Source organism: Streptomyces albidicamelliae (assembly GCF_025642175.1).
Lineage (GTDB): Bacteria > Actinomycetota > Actinomycetes > Streptomycetales > Streptomycetaceae > Streptomyces > Streptomyces albidocamelliae.
Map to the genome: position 1 here is coordinate 49101 of NZ_CP106797.1, position 26847 is coordinate 75947.

Here is a 26847-nt window from a genome sequence, read left to right on the forward strand (position 1 = left end):
TCGCTTTCTTGATCACGGACGGCCTCGGGAGGTCGAAGTTTCGGGGCCGTCCACCTTTCGACTGGCCGAGCGGCCCGCCGCGGCCCTTCTCCCACCCTCCTGCGCGCTCTGGCGGGTGGGAGAGGGACCGTGGCGGGCTGTCAGGCAGCAGCCGCGTATACCGGCAAGTCCACGGCGGGTCGGATGAGGTAGTCGCTGGTCGTCCAGACGCTGCCCACGGCGAAGGGCTGCCCGTCGGGGCGGAGAGTGTCTCGGACGATGACCGCCCACCGCGCGGCCGCCCGGCGCAGCAACTGCGCGGCGTCGGCCGGGACCGTGACGAGCGCCAGGACCTCGAAGCGGCCATCGACGTTCTGATAGATCGCTCCGGGCCGACGGGGACCGATCTCGGACTCCACACTCGGGTGGAGACGGGGCAAGATGCTGTGCACGTGGTCTGTCCTCTCGCGTGGGAGACCGCGACAAGAACCCCCAGGGAGGCCCCCCTGGGGGTTCGCCGCGAACAGGCCCCCGCCATGCAGGCGGGGCAGTGCGCCCTGCGCACTCCGCCGGCCACCGCACCGAACAGAACGCGGTCGGCGGCGGGCAGCGCAGGCTGCCAGATGGCGCGGCGCCTCGAAGAGGCGCCAGATCTCAGACAGACGCGGACCGCTCCCCGTCCGGGAGATCCATCCGAACAGGTCATCTGCAGTGAAGGTCGTGCCGCGTCGTTCTTTAGCGTCGTAGGGGTGTCGGCCCTCCGCGCTCCTCGTCAGTAATGAACGCTCGGCGGGTCTTACCCCACCAAGCCGCCCAGTTGGGCGCCCGACGGATCTACGCGTGCCGACTGCCACCACCAGAGGTGATGGCGCCTCACGACGGGTCTCCACTCACCTCGGCCGGTGTGATCACGGCCGTCGTAGCTGTGGTGGATCACGCTCTGGAGTTCTCAAGCGCACGGCGCTTATGCACCTAACAACCTTCCTAGGTTGAATCATCCATCCTAGGAAGGTTGTCGCCGAGGAAGAGATTGACATGCGAGCGCGACACCGTCAACACCTTCCTAGGAAGGTGTTGCTTCGGCGTGTCTGATCTGCGAAGGTGGTGCCCATGACCGAGACCACAAAGGGGGCGCACGGCGTTGCCAGGCGCGTCGCCGATGCCCTCCTGGCGCAGATCGAGAGCGGCACTCTGCGCCCTGGCGATCAGATCCCGACGATCGCCGCCCTAGCTGAGAAATACGGCGTAAACAAAAACACGGTCAGCAAAGCGATTGTGACCTTGAAAGCCTCCGGGGTTCTCTCTGGACTTGCCGGTGGTAATACATGGGTTCGTGTACCGCCGCCGCACAAGAGCCGAAGCAATGAGCGCTATCACGCAGAAAAGGCATCGGTCCGGCTGGATGAATCGCAGCGCTCAAGCGCGGGGGTCTCGGAAGCCGACTCGGGAATCCCTCTGAGCGCCCTCTATGAGGACAAAGCTGAATACGCCGTCATAGAGGCGCCCGAAGAAGTGCGGGATGCTCTGAAGCTACCCGCGGGAGCTTCAGTACTGCGTCGCGTCTACACGAGGCGGCATGCACAGAAGGCCGGCGTCGACCGCTCGACGAGCTACCTTCCTTATGACCTGGTCAGTGGGAGTCCGGACCTGCTGGACGCCACAAAGGAACCGTGGCCTGGGGGCACGATGCATCAGCTGTACACGATCGGTGTGGAGTTGGGCAAGATTGTCGACCGCGTCACGGCGAGCATGCCAAGTCCTGAGGAAGTACGAGACTTTGACATTCCGCCGAGTGTCCCCGTACTGCGAATCCGAAAAGTCAGCTATTCCATCGATGGCAAGCCAGTCGAAATGATGGATATCCCGATCCCTGCGGACCGGATCGAGTTGACCTACACGACGCCCTTGGAGCTCTGGAAGTAATGCCGCTCATCAGCATCATCACACCCGTCTATGACGGGGGGCAGCAGTACATGTGCGAAGCGTACGAGTCGCTGAAAGCGCAAAGTCTCCCGGACGGTTGGGGATGGGAGTGGATCGTGCAGGAGGACGGACCTGGCAGCCCCGCGTCGGTCCTGCCCTCCGATGACAGGATCTCAATCGGTACGAACCGCAAGGGCGGCGCGGCCATGGCCCGCAGCATCGCCATGTCCCGCGTGCGCGGCGACCTCGTTCGCGCCCTAGACGCGGATGATTTGCTGCCCGCTGGAGCACTCAGTCGGGCCATCACCACGCTCACGAACCACCCAGACGTCGCCTGGTGCGTATCCGCGTGCCTCGACCTTCTACCTGACGGCTCGCTCCTCCCCGGCCCTCATGATCCCCCCGCAGGCATCCTGGCAGAGGGCGTCATGCTGGCCGGCTATAAGGCCGGGCGCTTCCCGGTCGTCGGAACAACGCTCACGGCCTACACCGACTTGGTGCACGTCGTAGGAGGCTGGCCAGCTGTTCCGGCCTCGGAGGATGTTGCGCTGCTTCTGTGCTGCGAGGCGGTGTCGCAGGGTTGGATGATCGATGAACCCGGCGCCATCTATCGCAAGCACTCGTCGCAGGCGACAGCACAGCAGGCTCACTGGGACCCGGATGAGCGAGCCGCACTCGATGATCTCCTACTGCCGCGACTTGAGGCTCTGCGGAGTCTCGGCTGGAGTTGGAAGCCGAAGGTTCCCCTCGATGACCGAGGGGCATCCTCGTGACCAAGACCATCTCAATCGTCACGCCGGTCCATGGCCCGGGGCTTCAATTCATCACCGAGGCCTACAAATCTATTGACGCTCAGGCTCTCCCCGGTGGGTGGTCGTGGGAGTGGTGCGTGCAGGAGGACGGAGACGGGGTCGACGCTGCGGCCCAGCTCCCAACAGACGATCCGCGAATTCACATTGATTCGTCGCGTCGGGGGGGACCCCATGTGGCACGCACCATGGCCTTTGCCCGGTCCACCGGCCGTTACGTCAAGAATCTCGATGCTGACGACAGATTGGCACCGGGTGTCCTCGCACGCGACATCGCTGTGCTGTCCTCTCGTCCGGACGTCGGCTGGACCACATCGCGTGTGCTCGACCTGATGGACGACGGGACGACGCGCGCCTTCGAAGGCGACCCAGAACCGGGTCTCCTCCCCCGCGGTAGCAACTACGCATTTTGGGAGCATCACCGCCGGCCTCAGGTCCATCCGGCCACCCTGTGTGTGCGCCGGTCTCTCCTGGCACTGCTGGGCGGATGGATGGCCCTGCCCGCCTCTGGCGATACCGGGCTCCTTCTCGGCCTGGATGCCCTGGCCCCCGGCTGGTTCAGCGAGGAGACCGGCCTCCTGTACCGGAAGCATGCAGGCCAGATCACCACGCACCCGGCTCATCGCGCTGGGTCCGAGTGGGAGGCTCGCATGTCCTTGATTCAGGAGCATGCCGTAGCCCTGCGGGCGTGGTCGGGAGATGAAACGTCTCTGACACGCCGGACGTGATTGATGATCGCTGAGTAGCTTCTGATGTAGCGTTCGACGTAACAGCGAATGAAGGGAAGCGATGGATCACGCAGTCGATGAACTCCTGCGCCGTTCGCCGGATTTGCCCCCGCCTGCCGTTCGGTCTCTCCTTCGGCGGGCACACCGCTTGACGCAGCAGGAAGTGGCAGAGGCCCTAGGCGTGCATCGAATTCAGGTAGTGCGGTGGGAAGGCGGCCAGGCCGAGCCGCGCAATCCCCACCGCCGCACGTACGCCCGCCTACTCGCAGGCCTCGCTGAGCAACACCCCGAAGTGCTTTCGCGCGCGGAGGGTGACTGACATGCAGCGCGCACGTACCCCATAAGCGAAGGGGCCCCGTCGCCACAACGGAGCCCCTCCCAAGTCGACTCTCGCCCTGACAAAGCCTCGAGTCGTGTCCGGTGAGGTGACCTCGCCGGGGTGATACCCGTGAGCCCTAGAGCCCGCGTGGTCACCTATACCCAGAGTATGCGCACCAGATTGCGCAACGCCACTACTCCGGGATCCACGTAGGTCACATTTGCTGGTCGCGGCTCCCCTACCTGGGGAGATGGCCCAGTTGCACAACCCGCTCCACGGTCCGAACGCCACGCGGACCTCCGTTGCTTCCACTCCGGCCGCTGTTGGTATCCCTCATGAGGGGGCGGCATGACCGTGTCGAAGCGCCCCAAGTCGTCGCCTACGCGTCCGAAGGCGTCGGCGGCCAGCCCGGACCAGGTGGTCGAGCTGTACGGCCCGGACGCCGACGGCTGGTACGACACCCGCGTCATGGACTGGATCGCTCTGTGCGAGCAGCTCAAGGACGGCGAGGTTCGCGCCTACCTGATCTTGCGGAGCCTAGTGGTCGAGAAGTTCAAGAATCACGTCCGCGTACTCACGCTGCAGTTGCTGTGCGAGCTGCTCCCTAGCCCGAGCGGCGGACCGAGCAGTCTGACCCGTGTCAGGGGCGTCCTCGATGGCCTTACCAAGGTCGGGCTGGTGACCACTCCGGAGGGCCTGCCGCTCAAGACTTCGTCCCGCGCGAGCGCTCTGACCAAGACGCTGCGCATCCGGATCAACGACCGGGCCCCGGCGGGTTACGCGGGCTGGCGGAATTCCGAGGACAAGCTGAAGGCGCTCGGTACCGCTCTGGCCGACCTGGTAGAGGACGACGCCGGTGCCGGCGCTGGTACCGACTCGGCCCCTAGCCGGGCCTCCTCTGGAGCGGGTCGGATTTCCGACCCGCAGCCACAGCCGGGTCGGATTTCCGACCCGGCGGGTCGGATTTCGGACCCGGCGGGTCGGATTTCCGACCCGTTGAGTCGGATTTCCGACCCGGTTGTGGTGTCTGACCAGGTCAAACGCGGTCTTCCTCTGGTTTTTCCCTCCGGATCTTCCTCTGGTCTCTCTCCTGTCGCAGGTCACGCTGAAGCAACTGGAGACGTCCCGTCGGACGGAGAGAGAGAGAACGAGGCTGCGCCAGGGGGACAGACGCCCTCCGGTACTGACGTCCCTCAGCAGCGGGCAGGGTCGGGCGAATACGCAGCAGCGGGGAGCCGGGTCGTAGCTGCGTACGCGGCAGCCCTCGGGCGACCAGTGCTGAACGGCACCAGGAGCCGGCTGGAGGGCCAGGCCGTCGAGCTGCTGGCACAGGGCCTGCCGGAAGGCTGGCTGTGTGACCGGGCCCGAGAGCTGGCAGCGCGCGGTTGGTCTGATCTCGCCCGGCACGCGGAGCGATCCACCGCGCCGCTGCCTTCCGAGGCTCCAGCCGCAGGACGCCCCGGCCTGCCCCAATGGTGCGGAGAGTGTGGTGAGGGCACTCCGGCGGCGAGGCTCAACCCGCGCTTCCGCACGCTCGGTGAGCTGGGCTCGGGGGAAAAGTGCCCGCGCTGCCACCCGGCTCTTGCCGCAGCCTCAGGGACGTACGGCCCCTGAGCGCCGCGCTCGCGGCCGATCACCTGGCTTGGCGTCAAATCCCCCGCCGGGCTGGCTGATCGGCCGCGAGAGGCCCGTACAGTCGAACCTTGAAAGGACATCCCGCCCATGGGCCTGGTCTCCGACGGCCTTGACCGTGCAGCGCAGCGCGCCTTCACCCGCCCGATCCCGAAGTCCGCGGGCGCGCAGATTCGTTACCTGGTCAAGCAGCTCAAGGGCACCCGCCCGGTGGCCGAGCTGCTCGGCGTCTCACAGCGCACGGTGGAGCGCTACGTGAAGGACCAGATCCGCCGGCCCCGCGCCGACCTCGCCCAGCGTCTGGCCGACGCCGTCCGCGCCCGCTGGCAGCCCCGTATCCGCGAACAGGCCCGGCGCCAGGCAGCCACCAGCACCGGCCTCATGATCGACACCCGCGCCCGGTTCGGCTTCACCGCCGCGCCCGGCAGCACCGACGACGCCCGCCTGCGCCACCTCACCCTCGCCCTGCCCCCCGAGCACGCCGCCCGCCTCTTCGATGCCCAGGACGCCGGCGCCACCGAGCAGCAGCTGCGTGCCATCACCGCCGAGGCCCTGGGGGAGGTCTACTTCCGCGACGGCGGCCGCCGCGCGCACGGTTTGGAGGTGGAGTTCACCGACGTTGAGCAACTTGACTTCGGTCTCTAGCCGCGGGCGGCTGATCTGGCCTGGCCACCGTCGGGACCTTGCGGGTGCACTCAGCGGTCATGGCCATGCTGAAGCCCTGCACCACTGCGGAAGCTGTTGGCCGCCCCCGGCCGGGTGTTCGACCGGGCGCAGGTAAGCGGTAGGGGTGGAGAAGCGTGTGCGGCCGCCGTCTGGGACCCGTCCGTCAGGCTTTGACCAGAGCCGGGAGCACTCTGCACGACACGCGCTTGTGGGGTCCCATTGTCGGAGGGTGCGTGTACAGTTCGGCGGCTCATGCCGGGCGCTGTCTGAGGCGGGGTTTGCGCAGGTGTGAACCCCTGGCAAATCACCCGAAAGCTGCCCGCGTGCGAGTGCGGTCGTTCACCCAAACCGGTGTGTGACTTCCCTCACGCTCGCACGCGGCTACATGGGAAAAATCGGGAACTACCAGCACGCTTTCCGATGTCGGGCGTCTGATCCACGCAGATCAACATGTGACTACCTGTCGCATGAGTGCAGCAAGGCAAGGCATAGTGGGGACATCGCCGCCGCCGAGTGTGACGGGCATCACAAAAGCCCGGATTCACTTGCGTACGCGGCGGTAACCGCATTCGGAAAAAAGGAAAGCCCCACCCGACGCCCGCGAAGCATCCAGGTGGAGCTCTCCTACGCACACCGTGTGCAGTGCGGCCGACGTGTTCAGTCGGTCAGGCCCCGGCCGTCAGGTCGGGGCTTTCCGCTACCAGGACCAGTTCCGCGCGATCTCGTAGACCACGTGGGCCAGAAGTCCCAGCCATCGGGCGACCCGCTTGGGCCGGTCCCGCTTGCTGCAACAACGGCAGTGCCCCTCAGACTTGTCCAACTCGGTCATCGGGACCCTTACCCCACTTCCTCTGGAGACTGCGGATTTCGCAGCTTCCTTCGGGAGCCCACGGCCTTTCGTGGACCCCCCGGGGGAGTCCACGCGTGTGCACAGGCCCAGGGATAAGGGGTGAGGTGACCTTACCGGAGTGCAACGGATCCCGTTTCCCGTCAACTTCTCCCCTAGCAAAGAGACGTGTGACACCCCGTGCCAGACCAAGCGGTCGCATAGCTCCGCAGCCCAATGCTCAAGCAGGGCTCAAGTCGCCTAGCTGGGAATGTTCGTGACGGTACGTCTGATACGCGGTGCCAGTTCCCCCGGCGGGCGTGCCGAAGCTCACACAGGAAGCGCGCGTTAGGGGTGAGCGTGCACCTGCGTGCTTCCGTTCGCGCCCCCTCACGCATCGACGCGACCGCGCCGGCCCAAAGAAGTCGAACGTTGAGTGCAGGAGAAGAAGAGAGCGAGGGGCCCCCGAGCAGGGCCGGCAGCACCACTGGCGGGTGATCTTGCCAGGCCGACCGTGACGACAGCCGCCTGTCCGCCGGTTGGCCGGGCATGATCCGACGTCGTCTCTCCAGCGCGGCGGCCGCGACGGCCGCCGTCCTCGCCACCCTTTCGGCAGCCCCCCTGACTCCGCAGGCGCACGCAGCAGCCACGGCCAGGCCGAAGGCCTGCAACACCGACGGCGCGCCGGCGCAGCTGCACACCACCAACGCCGTACACCTCAGGGCCGGCCGCGGCACCGGACACCGCTCCCTGGCCGTCCTGGCGAAGAACACCGACTTCTACGCCGAGTGCTGGGGCATCACCGCCACAGACGTCTGGTGGGCGTACGGCGTGGTGGAGTCCGGCCCCCTCAACGGGCGCCGCGGATGGGTAGCCGGCGACCACCTCGCCACCGGCTACAAGCACCCCTGACACCACCGTGCGCCCTACGATCACCAACACCCCTGAGGACGGGATGCACGACCAGGACGCGACCGGCGAGCATGGCTTAGCCGTCACCGTAGGACTGCTCCTACTCATCGGCACCGCGCTGCTCATCTCCTGCTGGACGGGCCCTGTCGCCGCGTTCGTCCTCATCGCCACGCCCGTCCTCGGCGCCTACGCCCTGCCCTGCCTCTTCCGCGCCCTGGCTCTGCGTCGGGCCGTCCGCCGCCTGCTGCGCTGACAAACACCAGCATCTCGGAGCGCGACGCGCTCACCGCGGGATCCCGGGGCCATCCCCGCACGTGCGGGGAGCAGGCGCTCGCAGACCTGGACTCCAAATACATCCAGGGAACATCCCGCACGGGCGGGGAGCAGGCCCGCGGAGTCCGCCGGCCTTTCCTGACCAAGGGACCATCCCCGCGCGTGCGGGGAGCAGTGGGGCAGGCCTCGCATCTCGGGCCGCCACGAGGGACCATCCCCGCATGCGGGGAGCAGATCGGCTACGCGTCGCAGAAGGTGCGGGACCAGGACCATCCCCGCGCGTGCGGGGAGCAGACCATAGGCGGGTCGTCGTCGCCGGGCTCGTAGGGACCATCCCCGCGCGTGGGGGGGAGCAGCCCGGGTCGGCGGTGAAGCCGGGGCCGGAGGTGGGACGATCCCCGCGCGTGCGGGGAGCAGGACGACACCTTGAGCGCCCTCATCGCCTGGACGGGACCATCCCCGCGCGTGCGGGGAGCAGTCATCGAGGACGTTCCTGACGGCCTCGAAGTCGGGACCATCCCCATGCGTGCGGGGAACGGCTGCACGTTCAGGCCGCATCAGCGCCAGCACAGGGGGGCATCCTCGCAGTGCGGGGAGCAGACGACTCGGTCGTTGAAGGCCCAGCCGGTCTGTGGACCATCCCTGCGGGTGCAGGGAGCAGTTCGGGTGCTGGAGTCCGCGCTGCGTGCCTCGAGACCTCTCCCGCGAGTGGGGAGCGCGTGCTCATTACGAGCACCGTGCATGCGCTCGTAGGACCATCTGCGCTGGCCCGGGGGGCAGTCGACGGCCATGATGCCGCCGGGTCGGGCGTCGGGGCCATCCCCGCGGGTGCGGGGAAGCAGGGTTCCGACGTGGTTGCGGACGCCCTGAATGAGGGGAAATGCCTGCGGGTGCGGAGTGAGCGGCGTCCGTGCGCGGGGGTCTTCGCTGGGGGTTCGGCGGGTGCTGCGGAAGGGGAGTGGTCATGTGCGTTCCAGTCCGGTGGTGTGGTGGTAGCGGAGTTTGCCGGTGGGGCCGCTGAGGCAGGTGCCGTCCGGGGCGATGAGGATGACGGGTTTGTTTCTGAGGGCGGGTTGGGGGTGTTTGGGCCAGTCGGCGATCGGTTGCAGGCCGCGTTGTCCTTTCCACCAGCGTGCGGGGATGGCGAGGGTGTTGGCGAGGAGGTCTTTTTGCTGGCGCCGGTAGGCGGTCACGTCCCGGCCGGGGGAGCGCTGGCCGAGGTCAGATTTGAGTAGGCCTTGGTGGTCGTAGGTGATCGTGCCGTCGGGCTGCTGGTAGAGGATCAGGCAGTCGACGGATTCTTCTCCGAGGCGGGATAGGGCAGCGATTCCGGTGATGCCTCCGTTGTCGCCGTCGCCTTGGGCGTGTCCGGAGGCGAGGTCGTAGGTGGCTACGGAGGTTCGCCGCCGGCGTGTGTAGGGGTGGAAGATGCGCTCTTCGGCCTGGCGAGCCTCGTCGGCGAGTGCGTCCAGGTAAGCGGCGTGCGTGCGGTCGAGAAGCTTGTGTATTGCTCCTGCGCCGTGGGCGGGAGATCCGTAGACGCTCTCCAGGGCCCATGCGGAGTCGCGTGGGGTCTGAAGCCGTACGATCCCGTCGTCGTCGCGGCGTTGAGTGAGGGTGTGCCAGCTGGCTGCCAGGACGTAGGGGGCGTAGACGAGACCGTCATAGGTGCCGGTTGGGCGCCCGGCTGCGAAGTCCGGGGGTTCCACCACCGGGAGGCTGTCGTGGTCTCGCTGCCAGAGCATGGTGAGACGTGTCGTGCGGCACCAGGAGGGCCGGTGCGGGTTGTTGCCGGCGTGCCGGTGGATTCGGCCGCGGAACTGTACGGCCACATCGATGGGGCACAGGTCGGTGACACCGTGGTCGAAGTCCAGGTCCAGGGACTGTTCGATCACTCCTGTTGCGAACACCAGGAGTCGGTGGGGCCGGTGGGGGTTGCGCTGTCCTTCGGGACCGGGCCCGAGGAGGTCGGCGAGTCGGGTTTCCAGCAGTAGGCGGTGACGGGGGAGCAGCATCCCGTGCAGGATGAGGATCTCGTCGGGCCGCCAGCCGCTTGCGCTCGCGAGGCGGACCGCTTCCCGGTATCGGGAGCGGCACGGGTCGACGCGCGTGCTGCGGACCACGACGCATCCGCCGTCCCGGGCCTGATCCAGCAGCCCGGCGACAAGGTCTTCGTCGCCGGGGTCCTCTGTCAGTTGGATGTCGGTCAGAAGCTTCGGCGTGTTGGGATCTTGGGGGAGGGGTCCGCCGCGGCGGAGCCGGCCGTTGTGGTCGATCACCATGATCGGCCCCTGGCTTCCGTCGTCGTCGCCGGTCGTACCGAGGCCGCGACACCAGGCGGCCGTCAGCTCGTCCCGAATGCTGCGGGGGAGGGTCGCAGAGAGCACCACCAGCGATGCGCCGCCCTCCGCCAGCCACTCCACCGCGGCGCCCAGAAGGTTCTGCTGGAAAAGTTCGTAGGCGTGCGCCTCGTCGATGATGACGACCTTGCACATCAGTGCACCCAGTCGTAGTGCCCAGTGCCGTGAGCCTTGCGGGGCGAGAGCGATCTGGTCGACGGTGCCGACTCCGAATCCGGCGACCAGGGCCAGGCAGCGTCGCAGGTACCACGGGTCTAGAACCGCCAGGCCGCTGTCGTCGGTGCAGGTGGCCGTTTCCAGCGTGCTGGACAGGTCGGTCAGCGGATCCCCTTGCGCCTGGTGCGCGTCGATTAGCTGGTGAACAAGGTCTGTGGCCTGTGCCGTGCCGTGCACCAGAGCCATGTTCTGTACCTCGCCCGGCGCCAGTACCGTCGTCAGGAACTTCGTGAGTTCCTTGGCGACCTGGTTGCCGGCCGCTCTCGTGGGCAGCGCCATGTACAGGCCGCTGTACCCGCACGTGCGTGCCAGATGGTGGGCTATCCACAGCGCCAGTCTGGTCTTGCCGGATCCGGTGTCCGACTCCACCACGACCATGGCCTGCCCCTCGGCCGGTACCAGCCGCATGCCGTCGGCCTGGAATGTGCGGGCCAGCGGGGTGTCGGGCCACATCTCCTCCCACGTCACAGGCCGTGCCTGCCAGCGGGCGAGCCGTCGGGCTCGCACCGCCTGGTCGGCCTCCTGCAGGGCGGCCTGCCACCAGTCGGTGACCGGTGTGGTGTGGGCACGGAAGTGGAAGAACTCGGTGTCGGAGGCGATCCAGTCCGCCAGGTACACCAGGTAGAGGAAAGCGATCCGCGCGGAGGGCCGCACCGGGTCGACCACCCGTGCCACGGTGGCGAGGTCGAGTCCGATCGCGTCGGCCACCGTCTGCACGATCGCCGCGTGCACGTCCCCCCACTGTGCGGCCGGTGCGGCCCCTCGGGCCCGGTCGACCGTCTCCGGGTGCGGGATGTGCCCGTGATGGCCGCCGAGCAGCACCCCCGCATCGTGCAGCCCCTCGTGCCGCTCGCCGGTGCCGCCGCACTCCGTGCACGTGCAGCCCAGCAGCCGGGGCAGTGCTGCGGCGGTGATGTGCTCGTGCCGGGCGTAGAAGGCGTGGGCCAGGTCGTCACCGAGAGGAAGACCCGCTGCGCGGGCCTGCTCCTCCCACACCTTCGCCTCCCGCTTCGACTGGGGCTTTCCGCGGCCGTGCTGCCACTGCCCGAGGAAGCAGTCGGACGCCTTCCCGAGATCGTGGAGGGCCGCCAGCAGCATCACCACCTGCCGGGCGATCGACTCGTTCCCGGCAGCGAACGCTTGCGTGAGCCGCCGGCGGATGTGCGGGGGAAGATGCCGGTCCCACAGGACGCCTGCTGCGGCGGCGACGTCCAGGAGGTGAGCGAGCAGCGGCGTCCACGACGGGCCGCCGCGCCGGGCACTGTCACCGCTCAGGTCGGTCTTGCCCCACGCCAATACCACGGTGCGGAGCAATTTTTGAAGACCGCCCACCCTCAACTCCCCTCGCTGCTACGGTCCTTGCTCGGCACACTACGGCAACCAACGATGCACAGGATGACATTCATCCGAAGGAGGTGACGTGGTTCCGCACTGGGATCCCCGCACCCAAGCCTGCCTCCCGGCACTGACAATGGCCGGTCTGCCCAGCCGCCTCGACCTCATCGAGGCCTTCGAGAAAGCCGACGACCACCAGGGAGTGGCAGGCCGCCACCCCGGCGAGACCCTCGCCATGCTGGAGCTGCTCAAAGCCGTCGCGTACGCGGCCGACGTCTATCCGGAGACCAGCAGCGAATGGCGGACCTGGGTCACCGGCCGCCGGCCTTTCACCGATGTCGCCGACTGGCTCAGGCAGCAACCCGACGAGCAGTGGAACTTCTTCCACCCGGACCGGCCGCTGTTCCAGAACGCATTGCTGGCCCCGTTCATGAACCAGCACGGCGTGGGCACCTCGCAGATCGTCATGCACCACGTCGGCGACTACGTGCAGCTCTTCGACCGGCACCATCTCCACCACGGCGAGCCCTTCACCGCGGCCGACGCCTTCGTGGCCGTGATCACCCAGCACGTCTGCGGCAACGGCGGCCGGGGCATGATCCCCGGCAATCTTCTCGGCGCCGCCCTCAACAACCAGGCCATGTGCCGGGCCGGGCAACGCGTCCACGTCACCGCGCTCGGCCGGACCCTCGGGGACACCCTCCGCCTGAACCTGCACCCCCACGACGGCGACCCCGGCAGCTACAACTACAGCTGGACCGACCGGCCGCGCCGCTCCTTCACTGCCAAACCCACCGCCCGCATCCCCGACGGCCCGGCCGACCTGCACAGCGTCCTGGGCCGGTCCATCCTCACCCGCCCCGCCCGACTGCCCGACGGCACCTGGGGAGTCGACCGCGTCCTCATGGGCGCCGGCGACATCGTGGACCTCACCCACGCCAGCGCCCTCCAAGACGCCGTGATCGAAAAGAACGCCCCTCTCAAGGCATCCGCCGCGCGCGCCCTGTGGCGCGAAGCCCACTCCCTGTACGCGGCCACCGCACGCCGGGAAAAAGGCATGGATCTCTACGGGCGCCTCGCCATGCTCCCCGAAGGCCACCGCGTCACCCTGTGGACCGTCGGTCTCCTCGCCAGGCCCGGCAAGCTCATCGCCTGGGTCAACGACGCCTTCCCCTACATCCCCGGCCGCGAGACCGCCCTGCGCCAGGCATCCGAAGAAGGCTGCGCCATCGCCGAGTACGTCGCCGCAGCCCTGGACGACGCCGCCTACGCCGCCTGGCGCATCGCCTACCTGAACCCGAAACCAGCCGACAAGCAGAGCCAGCTGGCCCGCTTCAAGGCCGCCGGCGAACACTTCGCCGCGACCGAACCCCTCTTCCACGAACTCCTGGACGAAGCCGCCGAAGGCGCCCCCGTTCCCGAGGCGCTCACCACCTACGCCACCGAGGTCCGCTCGAACGCCGAACGCTTCCTCACCGCCCGGCTCCGCTCTCTGCCCCCCAGCAGCCAGGGCCACAGAGCCTCCACCGAAGCCCGCGAAAAACTCGAAGACACCCTCAACAACCCCCGCAAAGCCCCCACCTACCTGCGAAAGGAGCAGCCCGCATGACCCTGCCACTCTTCGATATCCCCGAACCCAGCCCCCCGCCCGACGCCCAACAGACCACCCCGGCCACCACCGAACCGGCTACCGCCCCGGTCCAGTACGTCGCCTGGCTGGGCAGCCTCGTCCACACCCACCAGTACGGCAAACTGGCCGACCTGCGCCGCCCGGCGACCGCCGACAATCCCACGCACTTCGAAGCCCGCGCCTTCGCCCCCACCGAAGAACACCGGGCCCTCTACCGCCAGGTCGGCTTCCTCTTCGCCCGCTACCACGCAGGCAGAACCAAGCCCCATTACGGCCGCGGCAGCATGGGCACCGCCATCCGCGCCATCGGCTACGACGGAGCCCGAGGCCCCTCCAACCCCGGCGCCGAACGCCTCATGATGCGCATACTCCCAGCCCGCCAGATCCCCTGGCGCCACCTCCAGCACGCCATCGAACGCATCCGCGCCGGCGAGACCACACCACCCTCCTGGGCCCAGCTCATCACCGACCTCACCCACTGGACAGACCGCGGACGCCCCACCGCCGAAGCATGGGGCGACGACTTCTACACCCGCCGCCGCACCACCGCCCGCACGAACGGAGCCGCCAAGTGAACAGCACACCCCAATACCTGTCCCTGCACGCCCTGGAAACCTTCGCCGCCGCCCTCCCCGTCCGCGACGAGAACGGCCAGCCCAAAGCATTCGTCTACGGCGGCGCCGAACGCACCGCCATCTCCGCCCAAGCCCGCCGCCGAGCCGAACGCACCCACTCCCGCCACCGTGCCAACCGAGGCGAAGGTCCCCTCGCCTCCTACAGCAGCGGCAGGCGCACCCGCGAATGGGCCCTGTTCACCCGAGACGCCCTGGTCAAGAACCACGACTGGGACCCCGACCAGGCCATCTACGCAGCCAAGGCCGCACTCGAAGGACTCGGCCTGAAGTTCGGCGAGAAGGAATCCACCGCCCTCCTCACCAAGGTGCTCTTCTACGCACCCGAGGACTCCGGTGACCGAATCGCCGATCACATCAGCACCCACGCCGACACCTTCAACACGTGGCTGACCCAGTACACGGCCGCCAAGACAGAAGCCGCCGCCAAGGAAGAGGCCAAGAGAAACGCGAAGAAGAACGCCCGGAAGAAGACCACCACCGCCGACGCCGACGCGCCGGCCGAACCCGCCACCAAGGACAGCAAGGAAGACAAGGAGGAGGAAGTCAAGATCCCACCCCTGCCCAAAGAGCTCCGCACCGGCATCCTCACCGCATTCGCCCCCCGAGACGCCATCGACATCACCATCTTCGGCCGCTTCCTCGCTGAGGTCGCCGAGCTGCGCACCGTGGACGGCGCCGCCCAGCACTCCTGGGCCTTCACCATCGCCCCTGCCGAGCACATCGACGACTTCTACGCCGCCGCCGACGACGCCAAACTCGAACGCCGCGAAAACGCCCTCGACTTCCTCGACGCCGCCGACAACGCCGGCGCCGGCATGACCGGCTACCAGTCACTCATCTCCGGCACCTTCTACCGCCACGCCGCCCTCGACCGGCACAAGCTCCGCGTCAACCTTCGCAGCGCAGGCATGACCGAAGACCAAGCCGAAACCGCCGCACAGGCCGCTGAAGCCGAATTCATCCAGGCTTTCGTGGACGCCGTCCCCCGGGCCAAGGCCAACAGCACCGCATCCACCGGCACCCTCCCCAACCTCGTCCTGGCCCACGAAGGCGCCCGCCCCTACTTCTACGCCGCCGCCTTCCAGTCCCACATCGACGAAACCTCCGACGGCCCCGCCGCCCTCGCGGGCGCCAAACGGCTCCTCGACCACCACCGCCTCATCACCACCAAACGCACCGACGCCACCCCCGGCCGCCTCCTCACCTACGACCTCGACATCCAGAACCTGATCGACCAGCTCACCGCCGACGGCACCCTCCCCGCCTCCGAGGCCACCACCCTGGAGGAGCTCACCGCATGAACAGCACTGCTCCCCGCGCAGGCAGGGAAGTGGCCACGCTTCTCATCCGCCTCGCAGGCCCTCTCCAAGCCTGGGGCACCTCCGGCGCATTCGAACGCCGCGCCACCCACATGCGCCCCACCAAATCCGCAGTCATCGGCCTCATCGCCGCCGCCCTCGGTTACGACCGCGAAGACCCACTCGGCCCCCTCGCCGAACTCCGCTACGGCGTCCGCGCCGACCGCCCCGGCACCCCCTACCGCGACTTCCACGTCGTCGGCGGCGGCCCCTACCCCCTACGCCCCCGCGACCTCATCACCGACCACCGCCGCGCCGCCAAAGCCACCACCCTGGAAGACGCCACCGGCCCCGCCTTCGGCCAGCACCACATCGACGGCTGGTACGGCGCCCCCAAATACATCGAAGCGGACCCCGACACCGGCCACCTGCTCACCGCAGCCAAAGCAGTCCTGCGCAACCCCGCCGTCAGCGAACGCTGGTACCTCGCCGACGCGGCATTCGTCGCCGCCGTCCAACACCACGACACCACCCTTCTCGACACCATCTCCCACCACCTCGAGCACCCCCGTCGCCTTCTCTGGCTCGGCCGTAAATCCTGCCCCCCCACCGGCGACCTCTCCGGCGGCGTCCACCCCGGCACCCTCGAACACGTCCTCACTCACGCCCCCCTCCTCAAGGAAGCTGACACTCCACGCCCCTGGGCCTGGATCGACGCATCCTCCGGCGCCCCCCGCGCCGTGCCCATCGACGACCAGCCCGTCACCTTCCACCCCCACGACCGCACCCACGCCACCCGTTGGGAAACCCGCACCCGCATCACCCCCACCCCGACCATCGAATGGACACCCATCCCGTGAGCACACCCACGCGCTTCGTCGCCACCCAGAGTGTCCTCACCCTCGACACCCGCCACCCCGACGTCATCCGGGCCATGAACGACGTCCACGACATGCACCGCCTCGTCATGAGCGGCCACCGAGGCTGGGTGCCCGACGGCGAAGCCGACGCACGCGCACAGATGGGCGTGCTCTCCGCCTGGACCGTCAACCTGCGTACGCAGACCCTCACCCTCATTACCCAGGCCCGCATCACCCCCGACTGGACCCCCGTTGCCCGCGCCGCCCACCTGGAACCCCCCCACCTGATCAGCATCGACCAGACCATCAAGGCCGGCGACACCTACACCTTCCGAGCGTTCATCAACCCCATCCGGTCCGCCATGCCCACCGCTGGCCCGAAGAAGGGCCAACGCGGACGACGCATCGCCAGCATGTCCCCCCGCCACGCGGCCGAGTGGTTCACGCAGCGGCTCCAGCCCCAAGGCGAACCCCCCATCGGGCCAGCCAGCATCAAGCGGATCGGCGCCGACGCAGACCCGGCCCACATCTCCACCACGATGCTGCCGCCACTCGTCTCCACGGCGAAAAAGGGCCTCAAAGTCGTCCGAGCCGAAGTCCGCGGCCAGCTCACCGTCACCGACCCGGCCACCTTCACCCACACCCTCACCGAAGGAATCGGCAAAGCCCGCTCCTACGGAGTAGGCCTCGTCCTCGTACGCAAGTAGCATTCCAACCGGTCGGATCCCCGCTTCCGGCCGGACACATCTCCGCGTAAGCGAAGATCGGCCAGATGCACACGAAGACATCGACCGATTCCCCGCGCAGGCAGGGACTACAAGCCTACTGAACGTCATCCAGGTGAAGCTGGTGGGATGCCCCCCTCCGCGCCCGCGGGGATAGTCCTGCGGGCGTCAGCCATACCGCTGGCACCCTCGCTGTTCCCTGCCCGCGCGGGGATGGTCCCGCCTTCCAGTCCGGCTCCGGCACCGGCGAGCTCTGCTCCCCGCACGCGCGGGCATGGTCCGCGGTGGGTGGCCCGCGAGGTCGATAGCGAGCTGCTCCTCGAACGCGCGGGGATGGTCCCCTCTACCTGTACACCGGCGCGACCGGCGAGCTCCGCTCCCCGCACGCGCGGGGATGGTCCCAACGGCTCGGGGACCGTGCTGGCGTTCCAGTCCTGCTCCCCGCACCCGCGGGGATGGTCCCGTGCCGCTCAGCTACTTCATCGAGATCTACTCCTGCTCCCCGCACGCGCGGGGCTGGTCCCAACACCATCCAGGGTGCGAGCGGACGGATCGGCTGCTCCCCACATGCGCGGGGATGGCCCCCCACCTACAGCGGGTGGGCAGCGTGAGCCGACTGCTCCACTTCGCGCGGGGATGGTCCCGACGTCGATTACTGGGGCGAGACCACGGACGACTGCTCCCGGCGCGTGCGGGGATGGCCCCGTTCCAGCTCGATCAGGCCTGCGGGGAAGTCGCTGCTCCCCGCACGCGCGGGGATGGTCCCGCGGCGATCTGTCGCCACCACAGGTGGGGTTCGCTCCCCGCACGCGCGGGGATGGTCCCATCATGGCGTCCGATCGGAAAGCGATCACCGACTGCTCCCCGCACGCGCGGGGATGGTCCCATCATGGCGTCCGATCGGAAAGCGATCACCGACTGCTCCCCGCACGCGCGGGGATGTTCCCAACGCCGGCATGATCGACGAGGCGAAGCTGAACTGCTCCCCGCACGCGCGGGATGGTCCCAACGCGCGAGCCGCCGCGGTGATCTACCGCCACTGCTCCCCGCACGCGGGGGATGGTCCCGGTGACCTGATCGCCTGGTACCCGGACTACTACTGCTCCCCGCACGCGCGGGGATGGTCCCAAGGCGAAGTAGCCCATGGCTCGCGGCGGATACTGCTTCCCGCACGCGCGGGGATGGCCCCCCGCCCACTGGCGACTCTGACGACGGCCGCGACTGCTCCCCGTACGCGCGGGGATGGTCCCCCCGAGCGCATCACCAAGCAGGGCCTGACCGGCTGCTCCCCGCACGCGCGGGGCTGGTCCCAACATGAACCAGAACAACTGGAGCATGGTCGACTGCTCCCCGCACGCGCGGGGATGGTCCCATGGGCGGCCCAGTGTCGTAGGCGAAGCTGAGCTGCTCCCCGCACGCGCGGGGATGGTCCCATCGCCGACGCCTACGCCGCCCGCGCTGGCGGCTGCTCCCCGCACGCGCGGGGATGGTCCCGACCCCTGGTGGACCCCAGGATGGTCCATCCACTGCTCCCCGCACGCGCGGGGATGGTCCCCTTGCCAAGGAGAAGGCCCGCACCCGGACGCTCTGCTCCCCGCACGCGCAGGGATGGTCCCGAAGACAGCGTCGGCGACGTCGTCATGCCAGGCTGCTCCCCGCACGCGCGGGGATGGTCCCGACTACCAGGGCCTGCAGGTGGGCCTGGATCTCTGCTCCCCGCACGCGCGGGGATGGTCCCGCCGGCCCGATCAGCCAGTGCAGCCGCTCCTCCTGCTCCCCGCACGCGCGGGGATGGTCCCACCGAGCACGCCGACGACATCGACGGCCTCCGCTGCTCCCCGCACGCGCGGGGATGGTCCCCGGGGCTCCGCGATGACCCGTGCCGGGTAGCCCTGCTCCCCGCACGCGCGGGGATGGTCCGTCGTGGACGGCGCCGGAGGGAGCCAGAACTGCTCCCCGCACGCGCGGGGATGGTCCCCCGGTGGCGTGCGACCCCTGCAGGACCCGTTCCTGCTCCCCGCACGCGCGGGGATGGTCCCGACCTCCAGGACCAGCTGGAGGACATCCAGCGCTGCTCCCCGCACGCGCGGGGATGGTCCCCCGGCGATGTACCTCATACGCCAGTGGGAGCGCTGCTCCCCGCACGCGCGGGGATGGTCCCCGGGCCCACCACGGCCACTGCTCCCCGCACGCGCGGGGATGGTCCCTGCGGGCACACCAGCAAGGAGAACAGCGCATGCTGCTCCCCGCACGCGCGGGGATGGTCCCCTGTACGAGTCCAGCACGCTCGACCAGGTCGACTGCTCCCCGCACGCGCGGGGATGGTCCCACCATCGCGGCCATGGACGGCACCGGCATCTCCTGCTCCCCGCACGCGCGGGGATGGTCCCGGCATGCGGGGCATGGAGATCCTGGACCTGCTCTGCTCCCCGCACGCGCGGGGATGGTCCCCACCAGATCATGCAGGACGAGCTGGCCACGCAGCTGCTCCCCGCACGCGCGGGGATGGTCCCTCGGTGATGGCGCTCAACCCGATCACGCTGATCTGCTCCCCGCACGCGCGGGGATGGTCCCGACAGGCCTGCGCGGTCGCGCACCAAGGCCACCTGCTCCCCGCACGCGCGGGGATGGTCTCAAGTACGCCGCCGAGCACCCGGTCAGGGTGATCTGCTCCCCGCACGCGCGGGGATGGTCCCCCGGACGTCTACTTCTGGGGCGTTGCAGCGCTCTGCTCCCCGCACGCGCGGGGATGGTCCCATGGGGACGGCGGACGGTTGGTACGCCCCGACCTGCTCCCCGCACGCGCGGGGATGGTCCCTTCGGTCGACCGGCTCCCGGTGGACCGGATGTCTGCTCCCCGCACGCGCGGGGATGGTCCCTCGCACGGCCGGAAGAACCCCGCATCCGTGGTCTGCTCCCCGCACGCGCGGGGATGGTCCCGGGTCCCCCGCGGGTGTCGCCACGCTGCTCTCCTGCTCCCCGCACGCGCGGGGATGGTCCCGACCTCAACGACGCTCTGAACGCCGTGTCCGACTGCTCCCCGCACGCGCGGGGATGGTCCCGCCGCCGACTCCCCGCCGCACCCGACAACCAGCTGCTCCTCGCGCGCGCGGGGATGGTCTCCACCTCGCCTGCCCGTAGGGGCCGGATGGAGTGTTCCGGGCGTTCGCGGGGGTGGTGGCCCTTGGTATCCGTGCGGGGTGGCGTGGCTCTTTCGGTGCCGGAGGTTGTCGTTGGGGGTTTGGTGGAATCGGCTGTAGCGGTGTGTACGGGGCGCTACGCTGGCTGTTATGGGGAAGAAGCAGATCAATGTCCGTGTGGATCAGGATGAGTACGACGTGATCGCGGAGCGGGCGGCGGCGGCCGGTATGGACGTGTCGGAGTACGCCCGTCGGGTGCTGGCTGATGAGGGCAACGACCTGCGGCACCGGTTCCTCGGCGCGGCCGAGTACTTCGCGCAGGAGTGGGGCCCGCATTTCGCTGAGCGGTTCGGCCACCCGGCCCCGGAGGTCAAGGGCGACGAGACGCGTGAGCGGGCTGCGTGATCCTGCACATCGACCGTGCCTGGCTGCTGGATCTCGCACACCGGAGCGTGCCCGGTGATCCGGACGTCGTCGACTTCGGCACGCTGCAGGCGGCGGTGGCCCGGCACGCTGACAAGGTGATGGACCGCCCTGTGTACGCGCAGGTCCACCATCGTGCGGCCGCGCTCATGCACCAGCTGATCCGGGTGCCGGCACTGGAGTACGCCAACGAACTGTTCGGCGCGATCGTCGCGGCCGCGTATCTGTCGGCCTCCGGTGCCATGGTGACGGTGGATCACAAGCAGGCCGCGGACCTGGCAGAGCGGATCGCACAAAACGGGCTCGACGTGCGGGAAGTCGCGGACGAGATCAAGGGATGGACCTCCCCGTCGGGAGGCTGAGAGGTTCTCGCGGAACTTGTGATGCTGGCAAGTGGACTGCTCCCCGCGCCCGCAGGGACTGTCCTGCGTGATGCCGACCGGGTCACCTGCTCCCCGCACGCGCGGGGATGGTCCCGTCTTCGAGAAGCCGGCGGAAGAGACGATGCGCTGCTCCCCGCACGGGCGGGGATGGTCCCTTGGCTCGCTCCGCAACGTTGCGGAGTCGCTCCTGCTCCCCGCACGCGCGGGGATGGTCCCCACACCCACAGAGCCGGGGGATCGGTGGGCGGCTGCTCCCCGCACGCGCGGGGATGGTCCCAGGGTCAGCCAAGCGGCCGGTTCCCGGTGGAACTGCTCCCCGTACGCGCGGGGATGGTCCCATCGAGACGCAGAACCAGACGGCGGGCGAGCCCTGCTCTCCGCACGCGCGGGGATGGTCCCGCCCAGCGCTCCCTCGCCCGGGCGCAGCGCTCCTGCTCCCCGCACGCGCGGGGATGGTCCCAACGACCACGTCATCGCGAAGAACGTCTCGTGCTGCTCCCCGCACGCGCGGGGATGGTCCCAGTTCGTTGAGGCCGTGGGCGGTGAGGACGTCCTGCTCCCCGCACGCGCGGGGATGGTCCCTCCGAACCAGCCAACAGGCCCGCCAGGAACTGCTGCTCCCCGCACGCGCGGGGATGGTCCCCTGACCTCCCGGACGGACGCCCAGGCGCTCATCTGCTCCCCTCACGGGGATGGTCCCAAGGTGGGCAAGGACGCCAAGGTCAGCGTGGACCTGCTCCCCGCACGCGCGGGGATGGTCCCATCAGCGGCTCGTACTGGATCGACTGAGAGAGCTGCTCCCCGCACGCGCGGGGATGGTCCCACGCTGTTCGTCGGCGACACCAAGACCGGCGGCTGCTCCCCGCACGCGCGGGGATGGTCCCAACGCCTCCGGCCTCGACCTCGGGGTGCAGGACTGCTCCCCGCACGCGCGGGGATGGCCCCTACGACCGGGCGAAGCAGGTGCTGGAGGAGCACTGTTCCCCGCAGCGCGGGGATGGTCCCACACACGCAGAGTGATGCCATCGGGACGGGCTCTACTCCTCGCACGCGCGGGGATGGTCCCCGCGACGAGCACCCGGACATCTGCTCCCCGCACGCGCCGGGATGGTCCCTGGTCCTCGGCATTGCCGTACCGGTTGTACGGTGCTCCCCGCCCGCGCTGGGGTGGCCCCCGGTGATCGTTGGGGTACCGTCCACGACAACAGACGCTCCCCGCCCGTACCGGGATGGCGCCGCCAGGAAAGACGCCACCCTGCCCGACTCGACCTGCTCCCTGCACGCGCGGGGATGGTCCCGCCTTTTCCGCGAGGCTGAACCCCACCGCGGCCTGCTCCCCGCACGCGCGGGATGGTCCCGGAGACGCGCACTACTCCATGCGAGTCGACCGCTGCTCCCCGCACGCGCGGGGACGGTCCCGGCAGCGTGAACAGGCCGTAAGAGCGGCCGTTCTGCTCCCCGCACGCGCGGGGATGGTCCCTGGCTGGAGAAGCCGTCGCGGTCGACGCACTCCTGCTCCCCGCACGCGCGGGGATGGTCCCGCGACCGCGTCGTACGTGGCGGCCGAGTCCCACTGCTCCCCGCACGCGCGGGGATGGTCCCGGGGGTGCCGAGTAGCGCCACGGAGGGAGGCTCTGCTCCCCGCACGCGCGGGGATGGTCCCACGGGGTTGAGCTTCTTGAGCTGCGACATGGACTGCTCCCCGCACGCGCGGGGATGGTCCCCGGGCGACCTGTTCGCCATGGCCGGCCGACACCTGCTCCCCGCACGCGCGGGGATGGTCCCTACGACGTCATCGTCCTGGACGGCCCCCCGAACTGCTCCCCGCACGCGCGGGGATGGTCCCTGCACCGAGCAGGGCACCACCGGCACCTCCGTCCTGCTCCCCGCACGCGCGGGGATGGTCCCAGGAAGCGGTGGGTCGCGTGAGCGCTGAAATGCTGCTCCCCGCACGCGCGAGGATGGTCCCCTGTCCCGTCTGGACGTTCCGCTCCCCGAGGTCTGCTCCCCGCACACGCGGGGATGGTCCTCGGTTCTTAGTACAGAATATGTACGCTATATGTACGCTTCATGGGCCAGCCGCTACACCTGGAGCTTGTCCACCGTCAGGTCCAGCGCATGCCGATAGTGGAGAGCTGCTCGATCCGCTCGGGTGTCAGGGTGGCGGCTCTGGAGCGTTGGTTGCCGATCCAGGCCCCGAGCCTGAGCTCCCGCACCTCCTGATCCTCGCCGGTGCTGCCGCTCGCGTCGCCGCTGACAACGATCCGTTCGACGTGTTTCCTGGGGACCTGTAGGTGGCCTTCGCGTTGGTAGTACTGTCGGGCGGCGGCGTAGTGCATCGCCCATTTGTCGGCCTGCGAGCGGCGCGGTTTGGGTTTCTCGTTGTCGGTGGCGGGTGTGATGCCGAGGACGTGTTCCAGCATCCATTGCTGGACGGTGGTGAGCTTGTCCCAGCCGAGCCGTTGTGCCTGTACCCACCGGCCGAGGTCCTCGCCCTGGTGCACGACCGCGCCGGGCTCGGTCGGCAGTGCGCCGCCGGTGTCGAGGTGTTGTCGGGTGAGGTGGAAGGAGCGTTGCCAGTCGATGGGCCAGGCGGGGCACCAGGCGGGGTCGATGTCGTCGAGCTGCTCGCGCCGCTCTACTGTCAGCGCCCCGGCCGCCGACTGAACGGGCAGCCCCTCGGCCCGCCGCTGCTCGTTGTTCTGCGCCCGCCGGGCGGCGGCCCTAGCGTTCTTCAGCCAGGTGCCCACGCGATACCCCTGGTAGGTGGCGTCCAGCGGGGCCAGGAGGTGCCCACTCTGCTCGGCCCACCCGCGCCCCGCGGCGAGGCCTTCTTCCCACGCGACGTCGTAGTGCGACCAGACCATGCCCAACTGTTCCAGCTGCGTGATGCGGTCGGCGTCCATGTCCCCGCGGGCGTAGAAGCGGCGCGCGTCGGCGATCCACTGCCCCAGCGGGAACGCGGCGAGCGAGGCCGGCCACCCCGCACCCTCCACCCCTTCCTGCTCCTGGTCGTCGCCCGCGGCGGGGACGCGGTAGGTGAACGGCACCTTGAGATCGCCATGGAGCCGGTTGTAGATGCCGGCGGCCTCCACACCGCGGCGCCAGTGGGCGTGTTCGGGGTTGAGGACGCGGAGGTTGATAAAGGCGGCCAGCTGTGCGGGGTCGCGGGGGGTGGAGAACTTCAGCAGCTCCCGGGCCGGCACCGACACCCGGCCGCTTCGCTCGTCTGCAGCGTCCCCGTCTTCTGCCCCGGAGCGGCTCTGGACACCCCGGACCCGGCTGCGGGCCTGCTGCTCGGCGAGCTGCTCCACCACCCGGGTGTCGTGCGCTCGGAGCGCCTCCAGGAGTTTGGCCAGACCGCTGTAGGCCCGGCTGGTGAGCATGTTGTCGACGGTCTCGCCCGGTCCGAGCAGGACCGGCACGACGAGGGAGGCGACCTTCCCCTCGCCGGGCTGGATGCGCAGGGCGCGGCCGACGGCCTGGACGAGGTCGGGCATGGAGCCGCGTACGTCGGCGAAGTAGACGGAGTCGCATTCCCGCGTGTCGACGCCCTCGCCGAGCACCCTCACCGAGCCCAGGTAGCTCTTCTCGACCACGGTGCCGTCGGTGGCGATGCCGGCGGCGAACTCACCGAGCACACGCCGGCGATGGTCGGCCCGGTGGTCACCGCACAGCCAGTCGGCCCAGATGATGCGCGGGTACAGCCCCGGATCCGTAGCGTGCAGCCTGCCGGCGACGTCGGGAAGACCGGCCGCGAAGGCCTCGGCTTCCCTGACGACGTGGTGGAAGACGAGCGTGCGCTGGAAGCCTTCCTCCGAGGACGCCTTCACCAGCGCGGTCTGCAGGGCGGCGAGCCGCGCACCGCGGACCTCGTCTGAGCGGCCTTCCACGCCCAGCAGCTGTGCGGCCTGGAGGTGGGTGTCGGTGATGTCCAGACACACCACCTGGTAGGGGGCGCAGATCCCCCGGTCGATGGCCTCCGACAGTGTCAGCGTGTAGCAGCGGGACCCGAACGGACCCGCCGGATCGTCCTCCATCGACGCCACCAGCTCACCCGGCACCCCGGGCGCAGCCTCCGCGTCGTCGTCCAGCTGCCAAAGCCGGGGGGTGGCGGTCATGTACAGCCGGCGCAGGGCGGGGATGCGGGTGTTGTCGTGGACGACCGCCCAGGGCTTGCCGATTCGCCCGGAGGTCCGGTGCGCCTCGTCCACCACGACGAGATCCCACCCCGGCAGACCGGCGGCGTGGGCGCGTTCGAGCGTGCCGAGCCCGAGGGAGGCGTAGGTGGCGAACACGGTCACCTTCTCGAAGGGACGCACCCAGCCGACCAGCTCGTCCACGTCGGTGGTGTTCGGGAAGGACGCCTCCGTCCCCCGCAGGGACGAGACCCCGATCATCGGCCCCGTACGCCCGCCCTCACGCCACGCGGCCTCGGTCTGAGCGAGCAGATCCAGCGAGGGCACGAGCACCAGCACCCGGCCCGCCCGCAGCTCCTCCGCGCTGCGCACGGCGACGAGAGTCTTGCCCGAGCCGGTCGCCATGACCACCTGCGTCCGCAGACCCCGCTCCGGCACAGTGGATCTTGCAGGCAATTCGAGCGCCCGGATAACCGCGTCAACGGCCTCCCGCTGATGAGGACGGACTTCCTTCACACCCACTCCGGTGCCCCTCTCACAGCAAGCCGAACGACAGCTCTACAACCTGACCACCCACCAACTAACCCACCTCACAAGGTTGTTGGGACGGGCAGGCACAGCATTTCGCCCCCTGACAGCGGATCGACGTCTCCGGATGCAGACCCGCAGACGGCCACCCTCGAGCGGGCCACGGAACCTACAGAGCGGAAGCAACCTCATTCCAGAGCCTATCGCAACCACAGAATGAAGCACAGAACGGAGAATCAACCCGGAAGCCTCGGGTACTCCGCTTGCATCACCGTCCACCCGACAGGGGAGAGCCATGACACACGAGACCGGGAACAGCGAAGGCAACCGGTTCTGCAAGGCATGCGGCACACCCGCCGAAAACGGGAAACTGTGCAGCCACTGCGGCGCCGCCCTGGACCTCCCCGACAGTGCGAGCCTGATCGAGGACCAGGGCGCCGCCGTACGCCGCGACTTCGAGAACCACGCCCGGCAGCAAGAGCAAGACTGAGCGAATCGGCAGCGAACCCGGCCTACTGAACCCCCTGCCCGGGGGTACTCGGGCCGGCATGGCATCCACGACTGATCGCATCAAGTCCGTGCGGGCCGTGCGCCAGCTGCGCCGGGTCCGTACCTTCTACATGGTGGCCGTCCTGTTGTGGGCGGCATCGACCGCCTGGACTGGATGGCAGAGCCCCGGAAGCCGGCCGATGTGGGTATCCGTACTCCTTCTGGCTGTCTTCACCGGCCTGCTCCTCATCGCCTCTCTCTGGCTCCGGCGTCTCCAGGCCGCGGGTCCGGCCGAGCCGGCGCGCCATGCTGCATCCCGGCGGGTGGCTCGGCCCCGGCACGCGCATGCCTGACCCACACCAAACCCCGGTCCTGTAGGTGCCCGGGCCGAAGGCCCGTTTCCGGCCTCGCGCAGCGGGGCCGGCTTTTGGCGCGTAGCGCCGCTGGGTGGCTGGAGCGCAGCGCAGGCCACCTCGTTCCGGGAGCGCAGCGGACGGAACGTCACCCGGGTTGCGCAGCAACCCGGGTGAGCTGATCGCGCAGCGATCAGCAGGCGTTCCCGCGGGCGGAACGCAACACGCAGGCGCAGCCGGGTGTTCGCTGCATCGCGCGCAGCGCG

General features: G+C 69.2%; 19 protein-coding genes and 4 CRISPR repeat arrays. Of the genes, 16 read left to right on the top strand and 3 right to left on the bottom strand.

Annotated features, from left to right (window positions below):
* Positions 1–140: 140 nt before the first annotated feature.
* Positions 141–431, bottom strand: a complete 291-nt coding sequence (locus N8I86_RS38840; RefSeq protein ID WP_241841355.1) for a hypothetical protein — start codon at positions 429–431, stop codon at positions 141–143.
* A 658-nt stretch (positions 432–1089) separates the two neighbouring features.
* On the opposite strand from N8I86_RS38840, the gene N8I86_RS38845 reads away from it, so the two are divergent.
* The 8 genes from N8I86_RS38845 to N8I86_RS38880 all read left to right on the top strand — a co-directional run bounded on the left by N8I86_RS38845 (position 1090) and on the right by N8I86_RS38880 (position 8047).
* Positions 1090–1902: a GntR family transcriptional regulator gene (locus tag N8I86_RS38845; protein ID WP_263280357.1), complete on the top strand. Its 813-nt coding sequence runs from the start codon at positions 1090–1092 to the stop codon at positions 1900–1902.
* The gene (locus N8I86_RS38850) at positions 1902–2675 is read left to right on the top strand and encodes a glycosyltransferase family 2 protein (protein WP_263280358.1); all 774 of its coding nucleotides are present in this window, start codon (positions 1902–1904) and stop codon (positions 2673–2675) included. The genes N8I86_RS38845 and N8I86_RS38850 overlap by 1 nt, the downstream gene beginning before the upstream one ends.
* Positions 2672–3439, top strand: coding sequence for a glycosyltransferase family 2 protein (locus N8I86_RS38855; RefSeq protein WP_263280359.1), 768 nt, complete (start codon positions 2672–2674; stop codon positions 3437–3439). Before N8I86_RS38850 ends, N8I86_RS38855 begins: the two co-directional genes overlap by 4 nt.
* 61 nt (positions 3440–3500) lie before the next feature.
* Entirely contained in the window at positions 3501–3758 is a 258-nt protein-coding gene (locus N8I86_RS38860; RefSeq protein ID WP_263280360.1) for a helix-turn-helix transcriptional regulator, read from the top strand.
* 348 nt (positions 3759–4106) lie between these two features.
* Positions 4107–5372 carry a hypothetical protein gene (locus N8I86_RS38865; RefSeq protein WP_263280361.1) on the top strand — a complete coding sequence of 422 codons (1266 nt, stop codon included), beginning with the start codon at positions 4107–4109 and terminating at the stop codon, positions 5370–5372.
* A 108-nt stretch (positions 5373–5480) separates the two neighbouring features.
* Positions 5481–6035, top strand: coding sequence for a telomere-protecting terminal protein Tpg (gene tpg, locus N8I86_RS38870; RefSeq protein WP_263280362.1), 555 nt, complete (start codon positions 5481–5483; stop codon positions 6033–6035).
* 1396 nt (positions 6036–7431) lie between these two features.
* Entirely contained in the window at positions 7432–7794 is a 363-nt protein-coding gene (locus N8I86_RS38875) for an SH3 domain-containing protein (RefSeq protein ID WP_263280363.1), read from the top strand.
* Positions 7795–7837: 43 nt separating this feature from the next.
* On the top strand, positions 7838–8047 hold the full coding sequence (locus N8I86_RS38880) for a hypothetical protein (protein ID WP_263280364.1): 210 nt from the start codon (positions 7838–7840) through the stop codon (positions 8045–8047).
* 982 nt (positions 8048–9029) lie between these two features.
* Here N8I86_RS38880 and cas3 read toward each other — a convergent pair.
* Positions 9030–11945, bottom strand: coding sequence for a CRISPR-associated helicase Cas3' (gene cas3 / locus N8I86_RS38885; protein ID WP_263280365.1), 2916 nt, complete (start codon positions 11943–11945; stop codon positions 9030–9032).
* A 118-nt stretch (positions 11946–12063) separates the two neighbouring features.
* Between cas3 and N8I86_RS38890 the strand changes: the two genes are divergently transcribed.
* The 7 genes from N8I86_RS38890 to N8I86_RS38920 all read left to right on the top strand — a co-directional run bounded on the left by N8I86_RS38890 (position 12064) and on the right by N8I86_RS38920 (position 21051).
* The gene (locus N8I86_RS38890) at positions 12064–13587 is read left to right on the top strand and encodes a type I-E CRISPR-associated protein Cse1/CasA (RefSeq protein WP_263280366.1); all 1524 of its coding nucleotides are present in this window, start codon (positions 12064–12066) and stop codon (positions 13585–13587) included.
* Positions 13584–14183, top strand: a complete 600-nt coding sequence (gene casB / locus N8I86_RS38895; protein WP_263280367.1) for a type I-E CRISPR-associated protein Cse2/CasB — start codon at positions 13584–13586, stop codon at positions 14181–14183. The genes N8I86_RS38890 and casB overlap by 4 nt, the downstream gene beginning before the upstream one ends.
* Entirely contained in the window at positions 14180–15544 is a 1365-nt protein-coding gene (locus N8I86_RS38900; RefSeq protein WP_263280368.1) for a type I-E CRISPR-associated protein Cas7/Cse4/CasC, read from the top strand. The genes casB and N8I86_RS38900 overlap by 4 nt, the downstream gene beginning before the upstream one ends.
* A complete protein-coding gene (gene cas5e, locus N8I86_RS38905) occupies positions 15541–16401 on the top strand; it encodes a type I-E CRISPR-associated protein Cas5/CasD (protein ID WP_263280369.1) in 861 nt (286 codons plus the stop codon). Before N8I86_RS38900 ends, cas5e begins: the two co-directional genes overlap by 4 nt.
* Positions 16398–17108 (top strand): type I-E CRISPR-associated protein Cas6/Cse3/CasE, encoded by a 711-nt coding sequence (locus tag N8I86_RS38910; RefSeq protein WP_263280370.1) that lies wholly within the window; start codon positions 16398–16400, stop codon positions 17106–17108. The genes cas5e and N8I86_RS38910 overlap by 4 nt, the downstream gene beginning before the upstream one ends.
* Positions 17109–18225: 1117 nt before the next feature.
* A CRISPR array of direct repeats spans positions 18226–19288; the repeat unit is 29 nt; unit sequence CTGCTCCCCGCACGCGCGGGGATGGTCCC.
* Positions 19289–19365: 77 nt separating this feature from the next.
* Positions 19366–20250: direct repeats of the CRISPR family, unit length 29 nt; unit sequence CTGCTCCCCGCACGCGCGGGGATGGTCCC.
* A 166-nt stretch (positions 20251–20416) separates the two neighbouring features.
* Positions 20417–20671 (top strand): plasmid mobilization protein, encoded by a 255-nt coding sequence (locus N8I86_RS38915; RefSeq protein WP_263280371.1) that lies wholly within the window; start codon positions 20417–20419, stop codon positions 20669–20671.
* Complete coding sequence (locus tag N8I86_RS38920; RefSeq protein WP_263280372.1) at positions 20668–21051, top strand: fic family toxin-antitoxin system, toxin component; 384 nt, start codon at positions 20668–20670, stop codon at positions 21049–21051. The genes N8I86_RS38915 and N8I86_RS38920 overlap by 4 nt, the downstream gene beginning before the upstream one ends.
* Positions 21052–21137: 86 nt before the next feature.
* Positions 21138–21716: a CRISPR direct-repeat array (repeat unit 29 nt; unit sequence CTGCTCCCCGCACGCGCGGGGATGGTCCC).
* A gap of 746 nt (positions 21717–22462) precedes the next feature.
* Positions 22463–23102: a CRISPR direct-repeat array (repeat unit 29 nt; unit sequence CTGCTCCCCGCACGCGCGGGGATGGTCCC).
* 75 nt (positions 23103–23177) lie between these two features.
* Here the strand turns inward: N8I86_RS38920 and N8I86_RS38925 are convergent.
* Entirely contained in the window at positions 23178–25733 is a 2556-nt protein-coding gene (locus N8I86_RS38925; RefSeq protein ID WP_263280373.1) for a DEAD/DEAH box helicase, read from the bottom strand.
* Between the two features lie 301 nt (positions 25734–26034).
* Here N8I86_RS38925 and N8I86_RS38930 point away from each other — a divergent pair, with 301 nt between their 5' ends.
* A complete protein-coding gene (locus N8I86_RS38930) occupies positions 26035–26229 on the top strand; it encodes a hypothetical protein (protein ID WP_263280374.1) in 195 nt (64 codons plus the stop codon).
* Positions 26230–26847: the final 618 nt, after the last annotated feature.